Consider the following 14,835-nt stretch of genomic DNA (forward strand, 5'->3'; position numbering starts at 1 on the left):
GCGGTACGAACAGCGCGGCAGCCTGCCTGCACCCGCCCGACACGGCCATCACGGCATGAGGCCTCGCACCCCCGAAAGCTCCGTGCGGTGATGGGCCCGAAGCCAAGCCGTCAGCTGGCCACCGTGAACCGCTTTTGCACGTGGCGCGGGTGTTCCAGCTCGTCCACGATGGCCACGGCCAGGTCGGCCACGCTGATGCCGCCCGGTACCTCGCCGTTCATCAGGGGGGCGTCCGCACCCAGGCGGTACTGACCGGTGCGCTCGCCGGGGGCCAGCAGGATGGGAGGCGACAGGAAAGTCCAGTCCAGCGCGGTCTCGTTGCGGATCAGGTTCAGCGCTTCGCGCGCTGCCAGGGCGCCTTGCTTCCATTCGGCCGGGAACTGGGGCGTGTCCACCAACTGCACACCGGGTGCCACAAAAAGGCTACCCGCACCACCCACCATCAGGAAGCGGCGCACGCCAGCCTGCTTGGTGCCATCCAGGATGGAACATGTGCCCTTGAGGAACTCGTCGTGGATGTTGGGGTTCTCCCAGCCGGGGTTGTAGGCGCTGACCACCGCATCGTGGCCTGCCACCGCGTTGGCGACCTGGGTGGCATCCTGTGCGTCCCCCGCAACCACTTTCAGGCCTTCGCGGGCAGCGAGCTTGGCCGGGTTGCGCGCCAGCACGGTTACACGGTGACCGCGTTGCAGGAGTTCGTTCAGCACCGCCGAACCGACAAAGCCGGTGGCGCCAATGAGGGCGATATTCATGTCTGTTTCCTTCTCGATGATGGACCATAAGGTCGATGCAGTGAGAATAGGAGCTTGTCAAAGCAAGCGGTAGAGGGCTTAAATCACCTTGTCTTTGAAGTACCACTTCACAATCAGCCATCATCCATAGCCCTCCCTCTCCATGGAAGACCTCAAACGCATGGCGGTGTTTGCCGCCGTGGTGCAGCACGGCTCGATGAGCGGCGCCGCGCGCGCCCTGGGCATGAGCACCTCGGCCGTGAGCCAGCAGGTACGCAAACTCGAAAGCGATGGCGGCGTCACGCTGCTGCACCGCTCCACCCGCAAGCTTGCGCTGACCGAGGCCGGCCAGCGTTACCACGCGCGCTGCGCCGCCATGTGGGCGGCAGCCGAACAGGCGCGCGCCGAGCTGGCCGCTTCGCGTGACGCACCCAGTGGCGAGTTGCGCCTGTCAGCCACCGTGGGCTTTGCGCGCCACATTGCACCCGCCCTGGGTGAGCTGCTGGCCGCCCATCCCGCACTTCGGCTGCGGTTGCTGGTGGACGACTCTCCCATCGACCTTATCAACGCGCGCATTGACCTGGCGGTGCGCTTTGGGCGCCTGCAGGATTCAAGCTGGGCCGCGCGGCGCCTGTGTGGCATGCAGTGGGTGCTGGCCGCTTCGCCCGAATGGGTTGCGGCACATGGCCTGCCGCAAGAGCCCCAAGCCTTGCTCGCCCACAGCTGGCTTGGCTTCGCACGAGAAAGTGGCGGGCTGCTGATGGACCTTCGAAGCCCTGCGGGTGAACCCAGGGCACTGCGGGTAGAGCCCCGCATCGCAAGCAACAACCAGCTGTCCATCCAGCAAATGTGCGAGGCAGGGCTGGGCCTGGCACTGGTGGGGAGCATGGATGCCAACGAAGCCCTGCAGGCGGGACGACTGGTGCGGCTGTTGCCTGAGTGGTCTTTTGGCACGCTCGACATCTGGGCGGTGACGCCCCAACGCGATGCCCAGCCCGCCAAAGTGCGGCAAGCGATTGCGGCACTGCACAGCTACTTGCGGCAGTTGCCGGGTATCACGGATTGAATCGGGCCGCCCCTGGCAGCGTCGGTCAGCGCCTGCTGTGCGTCAAGCGCCCACTGGTTCGGCCACCGAGGGAGCCGGTGACGTCATACCCCGCCAAAGCGCACGCTGGTGAAACAAGCGAGGGTGCCCCCAGCGTGCCGCCCCTGTGCAAACCCTGTCCAACACCCGTGCAACATCGGGTCTTCGCCCCTTGGGCAAAAAAAATAGGCGAACCGAGGTGACGTTCTCCTCCTAAAATTTGTAAACGCGCGTATCTGCGCAAAGGAAAACGCCATGACGAAAGCAGTGCAGCAGGATATCGACGAGCGGACCAACCTCACCAGCACCAATAAGTTCGAGCTGCTGCTTTTTCGCTTGGGCACGGACAGTGCCTTGGGCAAATCCGAGTTGTTTGGTATCAATGTCTTCAAGATCCGCGAGATCGTGGCAATGCCCAGCATCACACCGATTGCGGGTACCACGGCGCATTCGCTGGGGGTGGTCAATCTGCGCGGACAGGTGATCCCGGTGCTGGATCTGCCGTCCATTGTGGGCTGCAAACCACAGACCGGCCTGAACATCATGCTGGTGACCGAATACGCACGCACCACACAGGCCTTTGCCGTCGAGTCGGTGGAGGACATCGTCCGGCTGGACTGGAAACAGGTCCTTTCGGCCGAAACCAGCGGTGCTGCAGGCAAACTGGTCACCAGCATTGCGCGCCTGGACGGCAACACCGACGGGTCTCGCCTGGCCCAGGTGCTGGATGTGGAAGCCATCTTGCAGATGGTGTCGCCGTCGGACGGCCAGGAGGTCACGGCTGAAAAAGTGGGCGCCAAGCTCAAGCTCAAGCCCGGCTGCATCATCCTGGCGGCCGACGATTCGTTTGTGGCGCGCTCGCTCATTGAGCAAGAGCTCAAGGCACTGCAGGCGCCCTATGAAATGGTGAAGTCGGGCAAGGAGGCCTGGGACCGCCTCAACGCTATAGCCAAGAGTGCCGAGGCCGAGGGCAAGACGGTGCTGGACCGCGTCGCGATGGTGCTGACCGATCTGGAAATGCCCGAAATGGATGGTTTCACCCTCACCCGCAACATCAAGCAAGACGCCCGTTTTCACGGCCTGCCGGTGGTTATCCATTCGTCCCTGTCTGGCTCAGCCAATGAAGACCATGTGCGCAGCGTAGGTGCCGATGGTTATGTGGCGAAGTTCGTGGCAGAAGACCTGGCTGAAACGATCCGCCAGGTGCTGCCCAAGTAAACCCGGCAACCTCAACCGCGCCAGGGTCGCTGCTGACAACCAAGCAGCAGACCAGGGGCGCGCAAGCCAGCGCTTCAAAAGCGGGTCGCGCCATAAAATTCGACAAAAAGGGCCTCTAGCGCTTATATAGAAAGCGCTAGCAGCTATCATTTTTGAATAGACAGCGGCACCCACCAACGACCGCGCAGGGGAGCTTTACCACCCGTTCACGCCTGCCTTGCACGCTGGCGTCAACCAAACGGTGTCGGCAAACGCTAAATGGATTCGCCCCATGCGTGCCTGCATCGAATTTGTAACACGCACCGGTTCGGCTTTTCAACGGCTTTACGGACACAGCGGAACGCGCTCCGCGCGCAGGAGTCTGACCCCCATGACCTATACATTCGCTCGCCTCCTTGCTGCCACGGCCCTGGGAGTGCTCGTGACCGGCTGCGTCGCCGTGCCCGGGGATCCCTATTACGAGCCACCGCGCTACCAGACATACGAGCAGCCCGGCTACATCTACAGCGCCCCGCCCACCGTGTACCAGTCGGCGCCCATCTACCGCGCCCCTCCGGTCATCTACTTCGCCCCGCCACCTGTGATCTACCTGCAAGGGCGCGACCGGGACAACAACCGCTGGGACAACCGGCGCGACAACAACGGCTGGAGAGACAGAGACCGCGACCATGCAGAACGGGACCGTGGTGACCGCGACCGCGAAGCCCGTGATCGGGCGCAGCGCGATCAACAAGCACGTGAGGCAGACCGCAGGGCCCGCGACCAAAACAACGCCCGCCAAGATCAAGCCCGCCGCGAACAGGCCGAACGTGATCGCCGCGCGGCAGATGACCGGCGCGACCGCGACAACCGTCCGCCTCGGGCCGCACCGGACGACAATCGCGGAGCCCCGCCCGGATGGCGCCGTAACCAGTCACCCAACAGCTTCGATAAACCCTGAGAGACCATGAGCGTTGTCTAACCACTCCCCCTGTTCTGGCCTGTCATGAACCGCATCCACCACCTCATTGCATGTCTGTGTGTTGCCACCCTGGGTGTCAGCGCCCAGGCCCAGGTGGTGCGCTGCACTGACGCCAAGACCGGGAAAGTCACCTACACCGACGGTCAATGCGCAAGCGGCACCACCGCCCTGGAGGTGGAAGCCCGCAAAACGCCCGAACAGATCCAGCTGGAGCGCGAACAGGCAGCGCAGGCACTGGCGAACAAACAAGAGCGGCTGCAGGCAGAGACTGCCGCCGCGCAGGCGGAGGCCGCTCGCAACCCACCACCGGCCCGCACCAAGCGTGCCAACGCACAGGACTATGCGCTCACGCAGGAATGCACCCGTTCGCGCCGCAATCTGGACATCGTGCTAGGGGACGCGGGCAATGGCACCTACGAGCAAAACCTGCGCATGCAGGCCGCCCAACGGCAAGTGGACCTCGATTGCCTGGGCCCTGAAGGCTACGCACAGGTCGAGAAAGCCCGCGCAGCAGGTGCATCCAATGCTGCGCCCCCCGTGGTGGTGGTGCCGCCGCCTTATTACCCTGTCCGCCCCGTGCATCCCCGCCCCCCCCCACCACCGCCGCCGAAAAACTTCACGCAGTGCAACGTGTTTCGCTGCTATGACGGCAAAGGAAACAGCTACCCGCGCTGAGCCGGTGCTGGCGACGATGCTGGTGCGATGCGCTCACCTATCGGCGCGGGCCGTTATTCCTAGGCGCGCAAGCCGTCCGCGACGCTGGGGTAGCGCAGCCGCAGACGCAATTCCTGCACCATGCGCTGGCTGTCCAGCCGGCGCGACTCACTCATGAAGCTCAGCAGCATCAGTGACAACTGTTCTTGCGCGGTGCTGCGCGGCACACGGGGTGGGCGTGGCAGTTCATAAAGATCCGCAGCAAGGTCAAAATAGTCCCCCATCTTCATGTGGGTGGAATCGCTCACGTTGTAAACGCGCTGGGGTCGGCCGCGCCACAGGGCCGCCACACACACGCGCGCCAGATCGTCGGCATGGATGTGATTGGTAAAGACATCGTCTTGCGCGCACAGCACCGGGGTGCCCCGGCGAAGGCGCGCCTCCGGGGTCCCGCCCTCACGGTCGGCCGCATAGATGCCGGGGATGCGCAGCACGCTGGCCCGTACCCCCGCACGGCCGAGGTGCCGCACAGCCCGTTCGGCGTTCACCCGTCGCTGCGCCCGGGGAGTGGCGGGTGCCACGGCCCGCGTTTCTGGCACCAGGGCGCCCTGGCAATCGCCATACACACCGCTGGTGGATGCATAGACCAGAGACACGGGCAGGCTGCGCAGACGCAGCGCACGGGCCAGCGCCACGGTGCGCGGGTCCCGCCACCAGTCGCGCCCGCCCGCACCTTCCCCGGGGGGAGGCGCAAGGTGCAACACCCGCGTGGCTACGCCGGAAAGCCGCCGCAAGGTGTTCATGTCATCCAGATTACCCACCAGTGGCACAGCGCCCTGGGCACGCAACCGCGCTGCCTTGTCGGCACTGGAGGTCAACGCCAGCACCTGCATGCGTCCTGCACCCGGGCCCGTGCGCAAATGGCGCAACACGCGCTGGCCAACGTCGCCGCATCCCACAATCAGCAAACGTTCACGGCGAAACCGTGCAGGCAAGGCTCCGAGGGGGTTTTGGTTTGAAGGCAAAATCGGGTCCGTTTGCATGTATACAACACGCCCGAGGATACCCACAACATGACCAGCGTAGAGGCGGCCGCCACCGCAGCATTTCAAATTTCGGTGCAGCCCAGCGGGCGCGCCTTCAGTGCCAATGCAGGAGAAGCCATTTTGGCGGCGGCCATTCGCAGCGGCGTGGGCCTGCCCTATGGCTGCAAGGATGGCGCATGCGGCTCGTGCAAGTGCAAAAAACTCAGTGGCATCGTGCAGCATGGAGAGCACCAGTCCAAGGCCTTGTCGGCCGACGAAGAAGCCGCTGGGTTCGTGCTGACCTGTTGCGCAAAGCCCTTGTCTGACGTGGTGCTCGAATCACGCCAGGTCACGGACGAAAGCGCATTTCCGATCAAGAAGATGCCGGTGCGCGTTGCCAGCCTGGTTCAAAAATCGCCGGACGTGATGCAGGTGCGGCTGCAATTGCCCGCAGCCGACACCTTTCGCTACCACGCGGGCCAGTACATCGAATTCATCTTGCGCGACGGCGCACGCCGCGCGTACTCCATGGCCAATGCGCCCCACACGCAAGCCGAAATGCCCGGGTTGGAACTGCACATTCGCCACATGGCGGGCGGCAAGTTCACGGACCATGTGTTTGGCGCCATGAAAGAAAAGGAAATCCTGCGGGTGGAGGGGCCGTTTGGCAGCTTCTTCCTGCGCGAAGACAGCGACAAGCCCATCGTGCTGCTGGCGTCCGGCACCGGTTTTGCGCCCATCAAGGCGCTCATTGAGCACATGCAGTTCAAAGGCATCACCCGCCCCACCCGGTTGTACTGGGGCGGCCGCCGCCCGAACGACCTCTACATGCACGACTGGGTACTGGCCCGCGCCGCCGATATGCCCCACCTCACGTACGTGCCGGTGGTGTCCAACGCGCTGCCCGAGGATGGCTGGAGAGGTCGCACCGGTTTTGTACACCAGGCTGTGCTCGATGATTGCGCCGACCTCTCGGGCCACCAGGTCTATGCCTGTGGCGCGCCCGTGGTGGTGGATTCGGCACGTGCAACCTATTGCGCCCAGCGGGGTCTGCCGCCTGAAGAGTTCTATGCGGACTCGTTCACCTCTGAAGCCGACAAACACGGCGCATAGCCGCATGCGCAGGGGCCCGTGAACGCACCGCAGGCTATGCCAACCGGCGCTCCGCGCCAGCCCCCTGCCGCGGGCCGCATACGCCATGCGCTGCACGGCACAGGCCCGATGGCGGCCGTGTTCTGCGTGGCCGTTGCTATGGTGCTGGGCGCGGGTGAATGGGCCCGGCGCGACGCGCTCGATACCCAATGGGACAACCTGCGCCGCAATAGCGAAGTGCAAGCGCTGGCGTTGCGCGGCGTGGCAACCCGGTACAGCTACCTGCCGTTCACGGCCGCGCAGCAGCCCCATGTGATGGCCCTGCTGCGCAACCCGCAGTCGCAGACCGCCCGCAACACAGCCAACGCCTACCTGCAGACCGTGAACACGAATGCCGGCTCCGAGGCCCTGTATGTCATGGACGCCCACGGGCTGACGCTGGCCGCCAGCAACTGGGATACCGCCACCAGCTTCGTCCACCAGAACTATGGCAACCGCCCCTATTTCCGTGATGCCCTGCAGGGGCAGGCCGGGCGGTTTTATGGCGTGGGCAAAACCACCGGCGAGCCCGGCCTGTTTGTATCGGCCCCCGTGTATGACGGAGAAAAAATCGTGGGCGTGGTGGCCGTCAAGGTAAACATGCAGCCCATCGTGGACACCTGGTCCCAACTGCGCGACCCGGTGTTTGTGACAGACCAGCGCGGCATCATTTTCTTGGGATCGGTGCACCACTGGCTCTACAAGACCACCCATGCCCTGCCGGATCAGGACATCCGGCAGTTGCAACACGACGAACAATACGGCGGGCACTGGGTGCCGCAGCCCGTGCCGTGGAAGGTGCTGCGCCAGCGGGAGGACGAGCCCGGCGCGCAGTTGCGTGTGCCCCAGACCCGCAGCGATTACCTGGCGCTGGCCGAGACCCTGCCCGACCTGGGCTGGACGCTCACGCTCACCGCCGACAGCAAGGTGGTGGCGCAGGCGCGGCAGCAGGCGTGGGCGCTGGCCATGCTGGCCTCTGGCCTGTTGGTGCTGGGCGCGCTCTATTGGCAATTGCGCGAGCGGCACTTGCGTGAAAACCGCCAGGCCCGCATCGAACTGGAGCAAAGGGTGCTTGAACGCACGCACGCCTTGCAGCAGGCCGAGGCGTTTCGCCGGTCCATGGAAGACTCCTTGCTGGTCGGCATGCGGGCCCGCGACCTGGAGGGCCGCATCGTCTACGTCAATGCGGCCATGTGCGACATGGTGGGCTACAGCGCCCAGGAACTCATTGGCCGATTGCCTCCCTACCCCTACTGGCACCCTGACGAACTGGCACGCCATTGGCAAGACAGCGAGGCCGCGCTTTCGGGCCAGGCGGCGCCACAGGGCTTTGAATCACAGTTGCGCCACCGCGATGGTTCCGACGTACACACCATGGTTTACACGGCACGACTCATCGATGGCGACGGGCAACACATTGGCTGGATGAGCTCGGTGGTCGACATCACAGACCAAAAGCGCTCGGAAGAACACCAGCAGCAGCGCGAGGCCCAGCTGCAACGTGTGCAACGGGTCATCACCGTGGGCGAGATGGCATCCACGCTCGCGCACGAGCTCAACCAGCCGCTGGCAGCGCTGGTCAACTACGCTGCTGCTGCGCGCAGCATGGCGGCCCAGGGCCGCACAGAGCTGCTCAACGAGAGCCTCACGGCCCTTTCAAACCAGGCACTGCGGGCTGCGGACATCGTGGGGCGCATTCGCCGCTGGGTACGCCAGCACCCCGAGACCCGCGATCCTTGCGACCTGAATACCGCAGTAGAGCAGTCGCTGGCGCTGCTGCTGCAGGCAGAAGCCCGGCGACACGGCATTCCCGTGCGCCTGGCCCTGCTGCCAGAGCCTTTGTTCGTCAACGCCGACCGCGTGCTGCTGGAGCAGGTGATTCTCAACCTGGGGCTCAACGCCCTGCAGGCCATGCAGGCCCTGCCCCAAAGCCCAGGGCGCCCCATACACCCCCCTGAGTTGCTGCTGCGCACCACCGTCGGCTCTGGGCACGTCTGCCTTCAGGTGCTCGACCGGGGCCCGGGGCTGCCGCCTGACGTGGCGCAACGGCTGTTTGAGCCGTTCTTCACCACCCGCGCTGACGGCCTCGGCCTGGGTCTGAACATCTGCCGCTCGATCGTCGAGAGCATGGGCGGCGAAACGCTGGCACGCAACCGCGAAGGTGGCGGGGCCCTCTTTGAAATCAGGCTTCCCCGCGTTGCCATTGCACCATGACCGACACCTCCCTGCCCCATCCCGCATCCGTTTGCATCGTGGACGACGATGAAGGCGTACGGCATTCTCTGGCGGCCCTGCTGCTGGCCAACGGTCACCGGCCGCGCACATTCGCCAATGGGCCCGAATTCCTGGCCCAAGTGGACTTGACTGTGCCTGGCTGTGTGCTGCTGGACCTGCGCATGGACGGCATGAGCGGGCTGCAAGTGTTTGACGCCATGCGGCAGCGCGCCAGCGTACTCAAAACCGTGTTTCTGTCGGCGCATGGAGAGCTGGCCGCTGCGGTCACCGCCGTCAAGCAGGGCGCCGTGGACTGGCTGGAAAAACCCTGCAATGAACAGACCCTGCTGGCCGCTGTGTCAAAGGCCATCAGCCTGTCGCAGGACTGCGCCCAACACGAACGCCGGAGACACCTGCTGCGCGAGCGCTGGAGCGGCTTGAGCCCGCGCCAGCAGGAAGTGGCGCGCCTGCTGGCCACCGGCATCAGCAGCAAGGAGACCGCCCGTGCCCTGGCACTGCGCGACCCCGAACGCCCCATCGACCCACGCACCGTGGACACCCATCGCTCGGCGATTTTCCTCAAACTGGACATTCGCTCGTCGCACGAGCTGGGCATGCTGGTGGAGGATCTGGGTTTGTCCGAAGGGGTTATCCGTACGCCCTGACGGGCGCTCGTAAGCCATCTTTTCATTTTTTTGCACAATGTCACCATGAAGCGCAGAAACCTCCTCCTCACCAGCGCCGCTTTTGCCGCGGCTTTTTCAACCCCTTTCACGGCATCCGTGGCGCTGGCCCAGGCTACCGGCCAACCCATCCGGCTGATCGTGCCCTATGCCCCCGGCGGTCCCATCGACGTGACAGCCCGTGCGCTGGCGGAGCGCGTGCGTGACTCGCTGGGCACGGTCATCATCGACAACAAGGGCGGTGCAGGGGGCAACATCGGTGCCGACGCCATCGCCAAGGCCGCGCCCGACGGACTGACCATCGGCATCGCCGCCACGGCTACCCATGCTGTCAACCCGTGGCTGTATACGCGCATGCCGTACGACGCCGCCAAGGACTTTGCCGGCATCACGCAGATGGTTCGCGTGCCCAACGTGCTGGTCATCAATGCCGCCAAGGCCGAGCAGCTCAAGATCAACACCGTGGCCGACCTCATCGCGTACGCCAAGACCCACCCCGCCAAACTCAACTATGGCAGCGGTGGCAACGGCAGCGCGGGCCATCTGGCGGGCGAGATGTTCAAGCAGCGCGCGGGCATCTTCGCATTGCACATCCCCTATCGTGGCGCCAACCCGGCCCAGCTCGCGCTGCTGGCAGGCGAGGTGGACTTCAACATCGACAACCTGGCCGCCGCAGCGCCCAACATCCGCGCGGGCAAACTCAAGGCCCTGGCCGTGACGTCGCTGGACGCCTCGCCCTCGCTGCCCGGCGTGCCCCCCCTGTCGGCCACATTCAAAGGGTTCTCGATCGACACCTGGTGGGGGCTGGTGGCGCCCGCCAACACACCTAAGCCGATCATCGACAAGCTGAACAAGGCTTTTGTGGCGGCCCTCAACGCGCCAGAGACCAAGACCCGCTTCGGCCTGCTGCTGGCCGAGCCTGTGACCAGCACACCACAACAGTTCGACAGCTTCATGGCCAGCGAACGCGCCAAGTACCAGCAAGTGGTGAAGGCATCCGGCGCAAAGGTGGATTGATCGCCTGGGCCCATGGGCGCCACCTCTCGGGGCGCACGCCCTCAGCGGCCCGGCTAAGCCGCTGGCACTGGCCCGGATTGGGCCGGGCCGGACCGGTCCGTACCGGTCTGAGTCGCACTAATTTTAAAGAAAATGGCTGCTAGCGCTTACTGCATAAGTGCTAGCAGCTATATTTTTTATAGCACACCTGCGCGCGACTACACCCCTGTGCCGCGAGCCCAGTCGGCACTATCAAAGGGTTCGATGGCTTGCCCGGCCACCGCCTGCAACGCGTCGGCGCCTACCCGGGCCGGCTCCAGATCGGCCAGGGGCCGCAATACAAAGGCGCGTTCGGCCATGCGCGGGTGCGGCACCACGAGGTCTGCGGTATGGATCACCTGGTCGCCAAACCACAGGATGTCCAGGTCCAGCGTGCGCGGTGCATTGCGATAAGGGCGCTCGCGGCCCGCTGCGTGTTCAATGGCTTGCAGGGACTTGAGCAGCGCATGGGGCGCGAGGCTGGTAGACAGCTCGGCCACCGCGTTGAGGTAATCCGGCCCGCCGGCGTCTACTGGCGCACTGCGGTACAAGGGCGATACACGCACCAAGCGCGTGCTGGGCAACGCATTCAGCGCCAACACGGCGGTGCGCAGGGTGGACTGCCGGTCACCCAGGTTGGCGCCCAGCCCGATAAATACCGGTGACGGTGCAGCGCTGTCGGCGCCATGAACATCGGCCGGACGAATATCTCCAGGCACCAGGCTTACTCGCCAGCGGTTGCCGCCGGACCACCACCTTCGCCACCACCCGCATCAGCGCCGGGCTTGCGGCGACGGCGGCGGCGCTTCTTGGGCGCACCGCCCTCTGGCGCGAACCCAGCCGCATCGCCTGCATCTGCCTCGCCCTGCACAGCAGGGCCTGCCGCACGGGGAGGCTTCTGAGGTGCCGATGTTGCAGACGATGGCGCAGAGGGCGTTCCTGCTGCACCGCGCGCCACCCGCTTGACCACCGGTTGCGCCTTCTGGCGGGCCTTTTGTTCTTCACGGGCCTGGTCCATCAGGTCTTCGCGGCGCTCATCATCGGCCGACTGAAAATCCTGCCACCACTCGGCCAGTGCTTCTTCGACCTCACCCACATCGGCGCGCAGGCGCATGAAATCGAAACCCGCGCGAAAGCGCGGCTGCATCACCATCCCAAAGGGGGTGCTACCCACGCGCTTTTCAAAACGGGGCTGCATGACCCAGATCTCGCGCATGTCGGCGGCGAGCTTGCCGCGGCCGGACACGTCACCAATGCGGCGTTCAAACACCTCGTCAATGGCATCCTGCAAGGCAGGCAAGGTGTGTTCGCGGCGTGCCAGGCGGTCTTCCCAGCCCTTGCGCACGTCTTCCCACAACACACACGCCAGCAGAAAACTCGGCGCCACGGGTTTGTTTTCCTGAACACGGCGGTCGGTGTCCACCAACGCAGCCTTCACGAAGGCGGAGTCGGCGCGCTCCACGGCCACGTCCAGCAGCGGGTAAATGCCTGTGGCCATGCCCAGCTTGCGCAGCTGTTCGATGGTGGCAACGGCATGGCCTGTCTGCAGCAGCTTGAGCATCTCGTCGAACATGCGGCTCTGAGGCACTTCGGCCAGCAGGGCCTGCGACTGCACCAGCGGCGCGGCGGTCTTGGCGTCGATGCTGAAACCCAGGGGGCTGAGCTTGGCGGCGAAACGCACGGCGCGGATGATGCGCACCGGGTCTTCGCGGTAGCGCGTGGCCGGGTCGCCGATCATGCGCAGCGTCTTCTTCTTGGCGTCCTGCAAACCCTTGTGGTAATCCACCACGATCTGGCTGACCGGGTCGTAGTACATGGCGTTAACGGTGAAGTCGCGGCGCGTGGCGTCTTCGTCCTGCGGGCCCCAGACGTTGTCGCGCAGCACACGGCCACTGGCATCCACGGCATGCTGCATGCCAGACAGCTGGGCCTTGCTCGTTTTTTCGTTGCCCGCCACCTGCCCTGCGGCGGCGTTGTCCAGGTAGGCGCGGAAGGTGGAGACCTCGATCACCTCATGCTCGCGCCCGCGGCCATGCACCACGTGCACGATGCGAAAGCGCTTGCCGATGATGAAGGCGCGGCGAAAGAGCCCCTTGACCTGCTCGGGCGTGGCGTTGGTGGCCACATCGAAGTCTTTGGGGCGCAGGCCCAGGAGCAGGTCGCGCACGGCGCCGCCTACGATGTAGGCCTCGAAACCTGCCTGCTTGAGCGTGGCAACCACCTCGGCGGCGCGGCGGTCCACCAGCTCGGGGTTGATGCCGTGGACCGAGGCGGGCACCTCTTCGCGCTTGCCGAAGTGTGGTTTGCCGCCCGAGGTGCCGGGCGTCGATTTGCCCAGCAGTTTGTCGATGAACGTCTTGATCATGGGTAGAGAGTAATCAGGGGCGTGCCGGAGCACAGATGTCAGGGGGCATCCTGGCTGGCGGGGGCCGTGAACAGGTCCAGTATGCGCCAGCCGCGCTCCTGGGCCAGGGCCCGCAAACGCGGGTCGGGGTTGGTGGCCACGGGGTGGTTGACCTTTTCCAGCAAGGGCACGTCGTTCATGGAATCGCTGTAGAACGTGCTCTCCACATCGGCCCAGCCGAGTTGCCGCTCGGCCAGCCATTGTTCCATGCGCTGCACCTTGCCTTCGCGCATGGTCGGCACACCGTCGATCTCGCCGGTGTACCAGCCACTGGCGTCGCGCGCCAGTTGCACCGCCAGCAGTTGCTCTACGCCCAGCGCCTTGGCGATGGGCATGGTCACGAACTCGTTGGTGGCGGTGACGATCAGCACCTCGTCACCGGCAGACTGGTGTTGGCGGATAAGGTCCAGCGCCTGGGGCTGGATGGCCGGGCCGATCACCTCCCGCATGAATTGCAGGTGCGCTGCTGCAGCCGCCTCGGGACCGCGCAGGCGCATGGCCTCGGTGGCAAAACGCACGTAGTCGTGCACGTCGAGCGTGCCCGCCTGGTAGTGCGCATAAAACTCGTCGTTGCGACGCGAAAACTCCACAGGGTCGTTCCAGCCGATGCGAATCGTGAACTCACCCCATTCATAGTCCGAATCAAGCGGAAGCAGCGTGTGGTCGAGGTCAAAAAGTACCAGGCGAGGGCGATTAGTTTGCATTTCCATCATTCATTGCATTGCGCTTCGCTGACGGGCGGCAACGGCATCCCCATTGGCATTCCCACATTGCACAGCAAGGCGAGAGAAGGGAGACGCAGCGCAGCCGCACAGGGGACTGCTCCTCATGCACTTTCCAGCATGGTTTTGAGCAAGGGGATCGTGATGGCGCGCTGGGTGCGCAACGCAAAAGCGTCCAGCTCATCGAGCAGTTGCATGAGGCTACCCAGGTCACGCGAGAAACGGTTGAGCATGTAGTCCATCACGTCGTCACCCAGAAACACACCACGGGCATCGGCCTCCTGGCGCAACACGGCGCGGCGCTCGATCTCGCCCAGCAATTGCAGTTGAAAAACATGGCCCCAACCCAGGCGGCTGCGCAAATCGTCGCGCAGCGGCAAATCCGCCGGGGGCAGGCTCCCAGCAGCCAGCACCCAGCGCTGCGAGCCACTGGCAGGGCTGACGGCGTTCACAAACCAGTTGAAGGCCGTGGCCTGTTGCGCGGTGCTGTACAGGTGCACGTCGTCCAGGACCACGGCGGCCCAGCGCTCGTCAAAATCTGGCGGCTCGGCCACCGCAGGGTCGAGCCAACCCACGCTGGAGCCCTGGTCTCGCAATGCCTGCCGCACAGCATGAAGCAGGTGCGACTTTCCGCTGCCAGGCTCGCCCCACAAGTAAGTGGGCACTGGCGAACGGGTGGCCACGCTGCTGCCATCCCCTGCAGCCAGGCGCAGGTGTTGCAGCGCGGCCTCGTTCGGGCCCGCATAAAAGCGGGCGAGCGTGGGCCCAGTGGCCAGGCCAATGTCCAGCGCCAGCTGCTTCATGCGCAGCACCGGGACAGCAAGGGCAAGCCCAAGGGGATCAGTGCGGGAGCGGCGGGCAGGGGAAGGATCAGCAGCATCACAGGTGAATTGGAAGGCACTTGGCCGTAGGTGACTGCGGCGGGGCGCGGCGAAAAAGGGCGAACAATGGCAAACGGCGCGTTGTCAGGGCC

14 protein-coding genes are annotated in these 14,835 nt (G+C 64.9%); 8 read left to right on the forward strand and 6 right to left on the reverse strand.

Annotated elements, in window-relative coordinates; translation table 11 throughout:
* Positions 1-110: 110 nt before the first annotated feature.
* Positions 111-752, reverse strand: a complete 642-nt coding sequence (locus tag KI609_RS17295; RefSeq protein WP_226444795.1) for an NAD(P)-dependent oxidoreductase — start codon at positions 750-752, stop codon at positions 111-113.
* Positions 753-894: 142 nt separating this feature from the next.
* Between KI609_RS17295 and KI609_RS17300 the strand changes: the two genes are divergently transcribed.
* From KI609_RS17300 to KI609_RS17315, 4 genes are all read left to right on the forward strand, one after another.
* Entirely contained in the window at positions 895-1,797 is a 903-nt protein-coding gene (locus tag KI609_RS17300; RefSeq protein ID WP_226444796.1) for a LysR family transcriptional regulator, read from the forward strand.
* Between the two features lie 273 nt (positions 1,798-2,070).
* Complete coding sequence (locus tag KI609_RS17305; protein ID WP_226444797.1) at positions 2,071-3,033, forward strand: chemotaxis protein; 963 nt, start codon at positions 2,071-2,073, stop codon at positions 3,031-3,033.
* A gap of 370 nt (positions 3,034-3,403) precedes the next feature.
* Positions 3,404-3,973 (forward strand): hypothetical protein, encoded by a 570-nt coding sequence (locus KI609_RS17310; protein WP_226444798.1) that lies wholly within the window; start codon positions 3,404-3,406, stop codon positions 3,971-3,973.
* Between the two features lie 45 nt (positions 3,974-4,018).
* The gene (locus tag KI609_RS17315) at positions 4,019-4,669 is read left to right on the forward strand and encodes a DUF4124 domain-containing protein (protein ID WP_226444799.1); all 651 of its coding nucleotides are present in this window, start codon (positions 4,019-4,021) and stop codon (positions 4,667-4,669) included.
* Between the two features lie 59 nt (positions 4,670-4,728).
* On the opposite strand, the gene KI609_RS17320 is transcribed toward KI609_RS17315, so the two are convergent.
* Positions 4,729-5,673, reverse strand: coding sequence for an SDR family oxidoreductase (locus KI609_RS17320; RefSeq protein ID WP_226444800.1), 945 nt, complete (start codon positions 5,671-5,673; stop codon positions 4,729-4,731).
* Positions 5,674-5,721: 48 nt separating this feature from the next.
* Here KI609_RS17320 and KI609_RS17325 point away from each other — a divergent pair, with 48 nt between their 5' ends.
* The 4 genes from KI609_RS17325 to KI609_RS17340 are packed head-to-tail and all read left to right on the forward strand — an operon-like array spanning position 5,722 to position 10,718.
* Positions 5,722-6,786 (forward strand): CDP-6-deoxy-delta-3,4-glucoseen reductase, encoded by a 1,065-nt coding sequence (locus KI609_RS17325; protein WP_226444801.1) that lies wholly within the window; start codon positions 5,722-5,724, stop codon positions 6,784-6,786.
* Between the two features lie 36 nt (positions 6,787-6,822).
* Complete coding sequence (locus tag KI609_RS17330; protein ID WP_226444802.1) at positions 6,823-9,018, forward strand: sensor histidine kinase; 2,196 nt, start codon at positions 6,823-6,825, stop codon at positions 9,016-9,018.
* On the forward strand, positions 9,015-9,683 hold the full coding sequence (locus tag KI609_RS17335) for a response regulator transcription factor (protein ID WP_226444803.1): 669 nt from the start codon (positions 9,015-9,017) through the stop codon (positions 9,681-9,683). Before KI609_RS17330 ends, KI609_RS17335 begins: the two co-directional genes overlap by 4 nt.
* Before the next feature lie 45 nt (positions 9,684-9,728).
* Positions 9,729-10,718 (forward strand): Bug family tripartite tricarboxylate transporter substrate binding protein, encoded by a 990-nt coding sequence (locus KI609_RS17340; RefSeq protein WP_226444804.1) that lies wholly within the window; start codon positions 9,729-9,731, stop codon positions 10,716-10,718.
* A gap of 197 nt (positions 10,719-10,915) precedes the next feature.
* Here the strand turns inward: KI609_RS17340 and folK are convergent, their stop codons facing one another.
* The 4 genes from folK to hda form a co-directional block, all read right to left on the reverse strand.
* Complete coding sequence (folK, locus tag KI609_RS17345) at positions 10,916-11,455, reverse strand: 2-amino-4-hydroxy-6-hydroxymethyldihydropteridine diphosphokinase (RefSeq protein WP_413463337.1); 540 nt, start codon at positions 11,453-11,455, stop codon at positions 10,916-10,918.
* Positions 11,456-11,460: 5 nt separating this feature from the next.
* Positions 11,461-13,101, reverse strand: coding sequence for a polynucleotide adenylyltransferase PcnB (pcnB, locus tag KI609_RS17350; protein ID WP_226444805.1), 1,641 nt, complete (start codon positions 13,099-13,101; stop codon positions 11,461-11,463).
* 38 nt (positions 13,102-13,139) lie between these two features.
* Positions 13,140-13,844, reverse strand: a complete 705-nt coding sequence (locus tag KI609_RS17355) for an HAD family hydrolase (RefSeq protein ID WP_226444806.1) — start codon at positions 13,842-13,844, stop codon at positions 13,140-13,142.
* A 122-nt stretch (positions 13,845-13,966) separates the two neighbouring features.
* Positions 13,967-14,665 (reverse strand): DnaA regulatory inactivator Hda, encoded by a 699-nt coding sequence (gene hda, locus KI609_RS17360; RefSeq protein WP_226444807.1) that lies wholly within the window; start codon positions 14,663-14,665, stop codon positions 13,967-13,969.
* Positions 14,666-14,835 lie beyond the last annotated feature (170 nt).

It is taken from the genome of Acidovorax radicis (genome assembly GCF_020510705.1).
Taxonomy (GTDB): domain Bacteria; phylum Pseudomonadota; class Gammaproteobacteria; order Burkholderiales; family Burkholderiaceae_C; genus Acidovorax; species Acidovorax radicis_A.

Excerpts from the sequence above, each read along its gene's own strand:
- KI609_RS17355 (WP_226444806.1), bottom strand. The coding sequence starts at position 13,844 with ATGCAAACTAATCGCCCTCGCCTGGTACTTTTTGACCTCGACCACACG.
- KI609_RS17300 (WP_226444796.1), top strand. The coding sequence starts at position 895 with ATGGAAGACCTCAAACGCATGGCGGTGTTTGCCGCCGTGGTGCAGCAC.
- KI609_RS17340 (WP_226444804.1), top strand. The coding sequence starts at position 9,729 with ATGAAGCGCAGAAACCTCCTCCTCACCAGCGCCGCTTTTGCCGCGGCT.
- hda (WP_226444807.1), bottom strand. The coding sequence starts at position 14,665 with ATGAAGCAGCTGGCGCTGGACATTGGCCTGGCCACTGGGCCCACGCTC.
- KI609_RS17310 (WP_226444798.1), top strand. The coding sequence starts at position 3,404 with ATGACCTATACATTCGCTCGCCTCCTTGCTGCCACGGCCCTGGGAGTG.
- KI609_RS17315 (WP_226444799.1), top strand. The coding sequence starts at position 4,019 with ATGAACCGCATCCACCACCTCATTGCATGTCTGTGTGTTGCCACCCTG.
- KI609_RS17295 (WP_226444795.1), bottom strand. The coding sequence starts at position 752 with ATGAATATCGCCCTCATTGGCGCCACCGGCTTTGTCGGTTCGGCGGTG.
- KI609_RS17330 (WP_226444802.1), top strand. The coding sequence starts at position 6,823 with ATGCCAACCGGCGCTCCGCGCCAGCCCCCTGCCGCGGGCCGCATACGC.
- KI609_RS17325 (WP_226444801.1), top strand. The coding sequence starts at position 5,722 with ATGACCAGCGTAGAGGCGGCCGCCACCGCAGCATTTCAAATTTCGGTG.
- KI609_RS17335 (WP_226444803.1), top strand. The coding sequence starts at position 9,015 with ATGACCGACACCTCCCTGCCCCATCCCGCATCCGTTTGCATCGTGGAC.
- pcnB (WP_226444805.1), bottom strand. The coding sequence starts at position 13,101 with ATGATCAAGACGTTCATCGACAAACTGCTGGGCAAATCGACGCCCGGC.
- KI609_RS17305 (WP_226444797.1), top strand. The coding sequence starts at position 2,071 with ATGACGAAAGCAGTGCAGCAGGATATCGACGAGCGGACCAACCTCACC.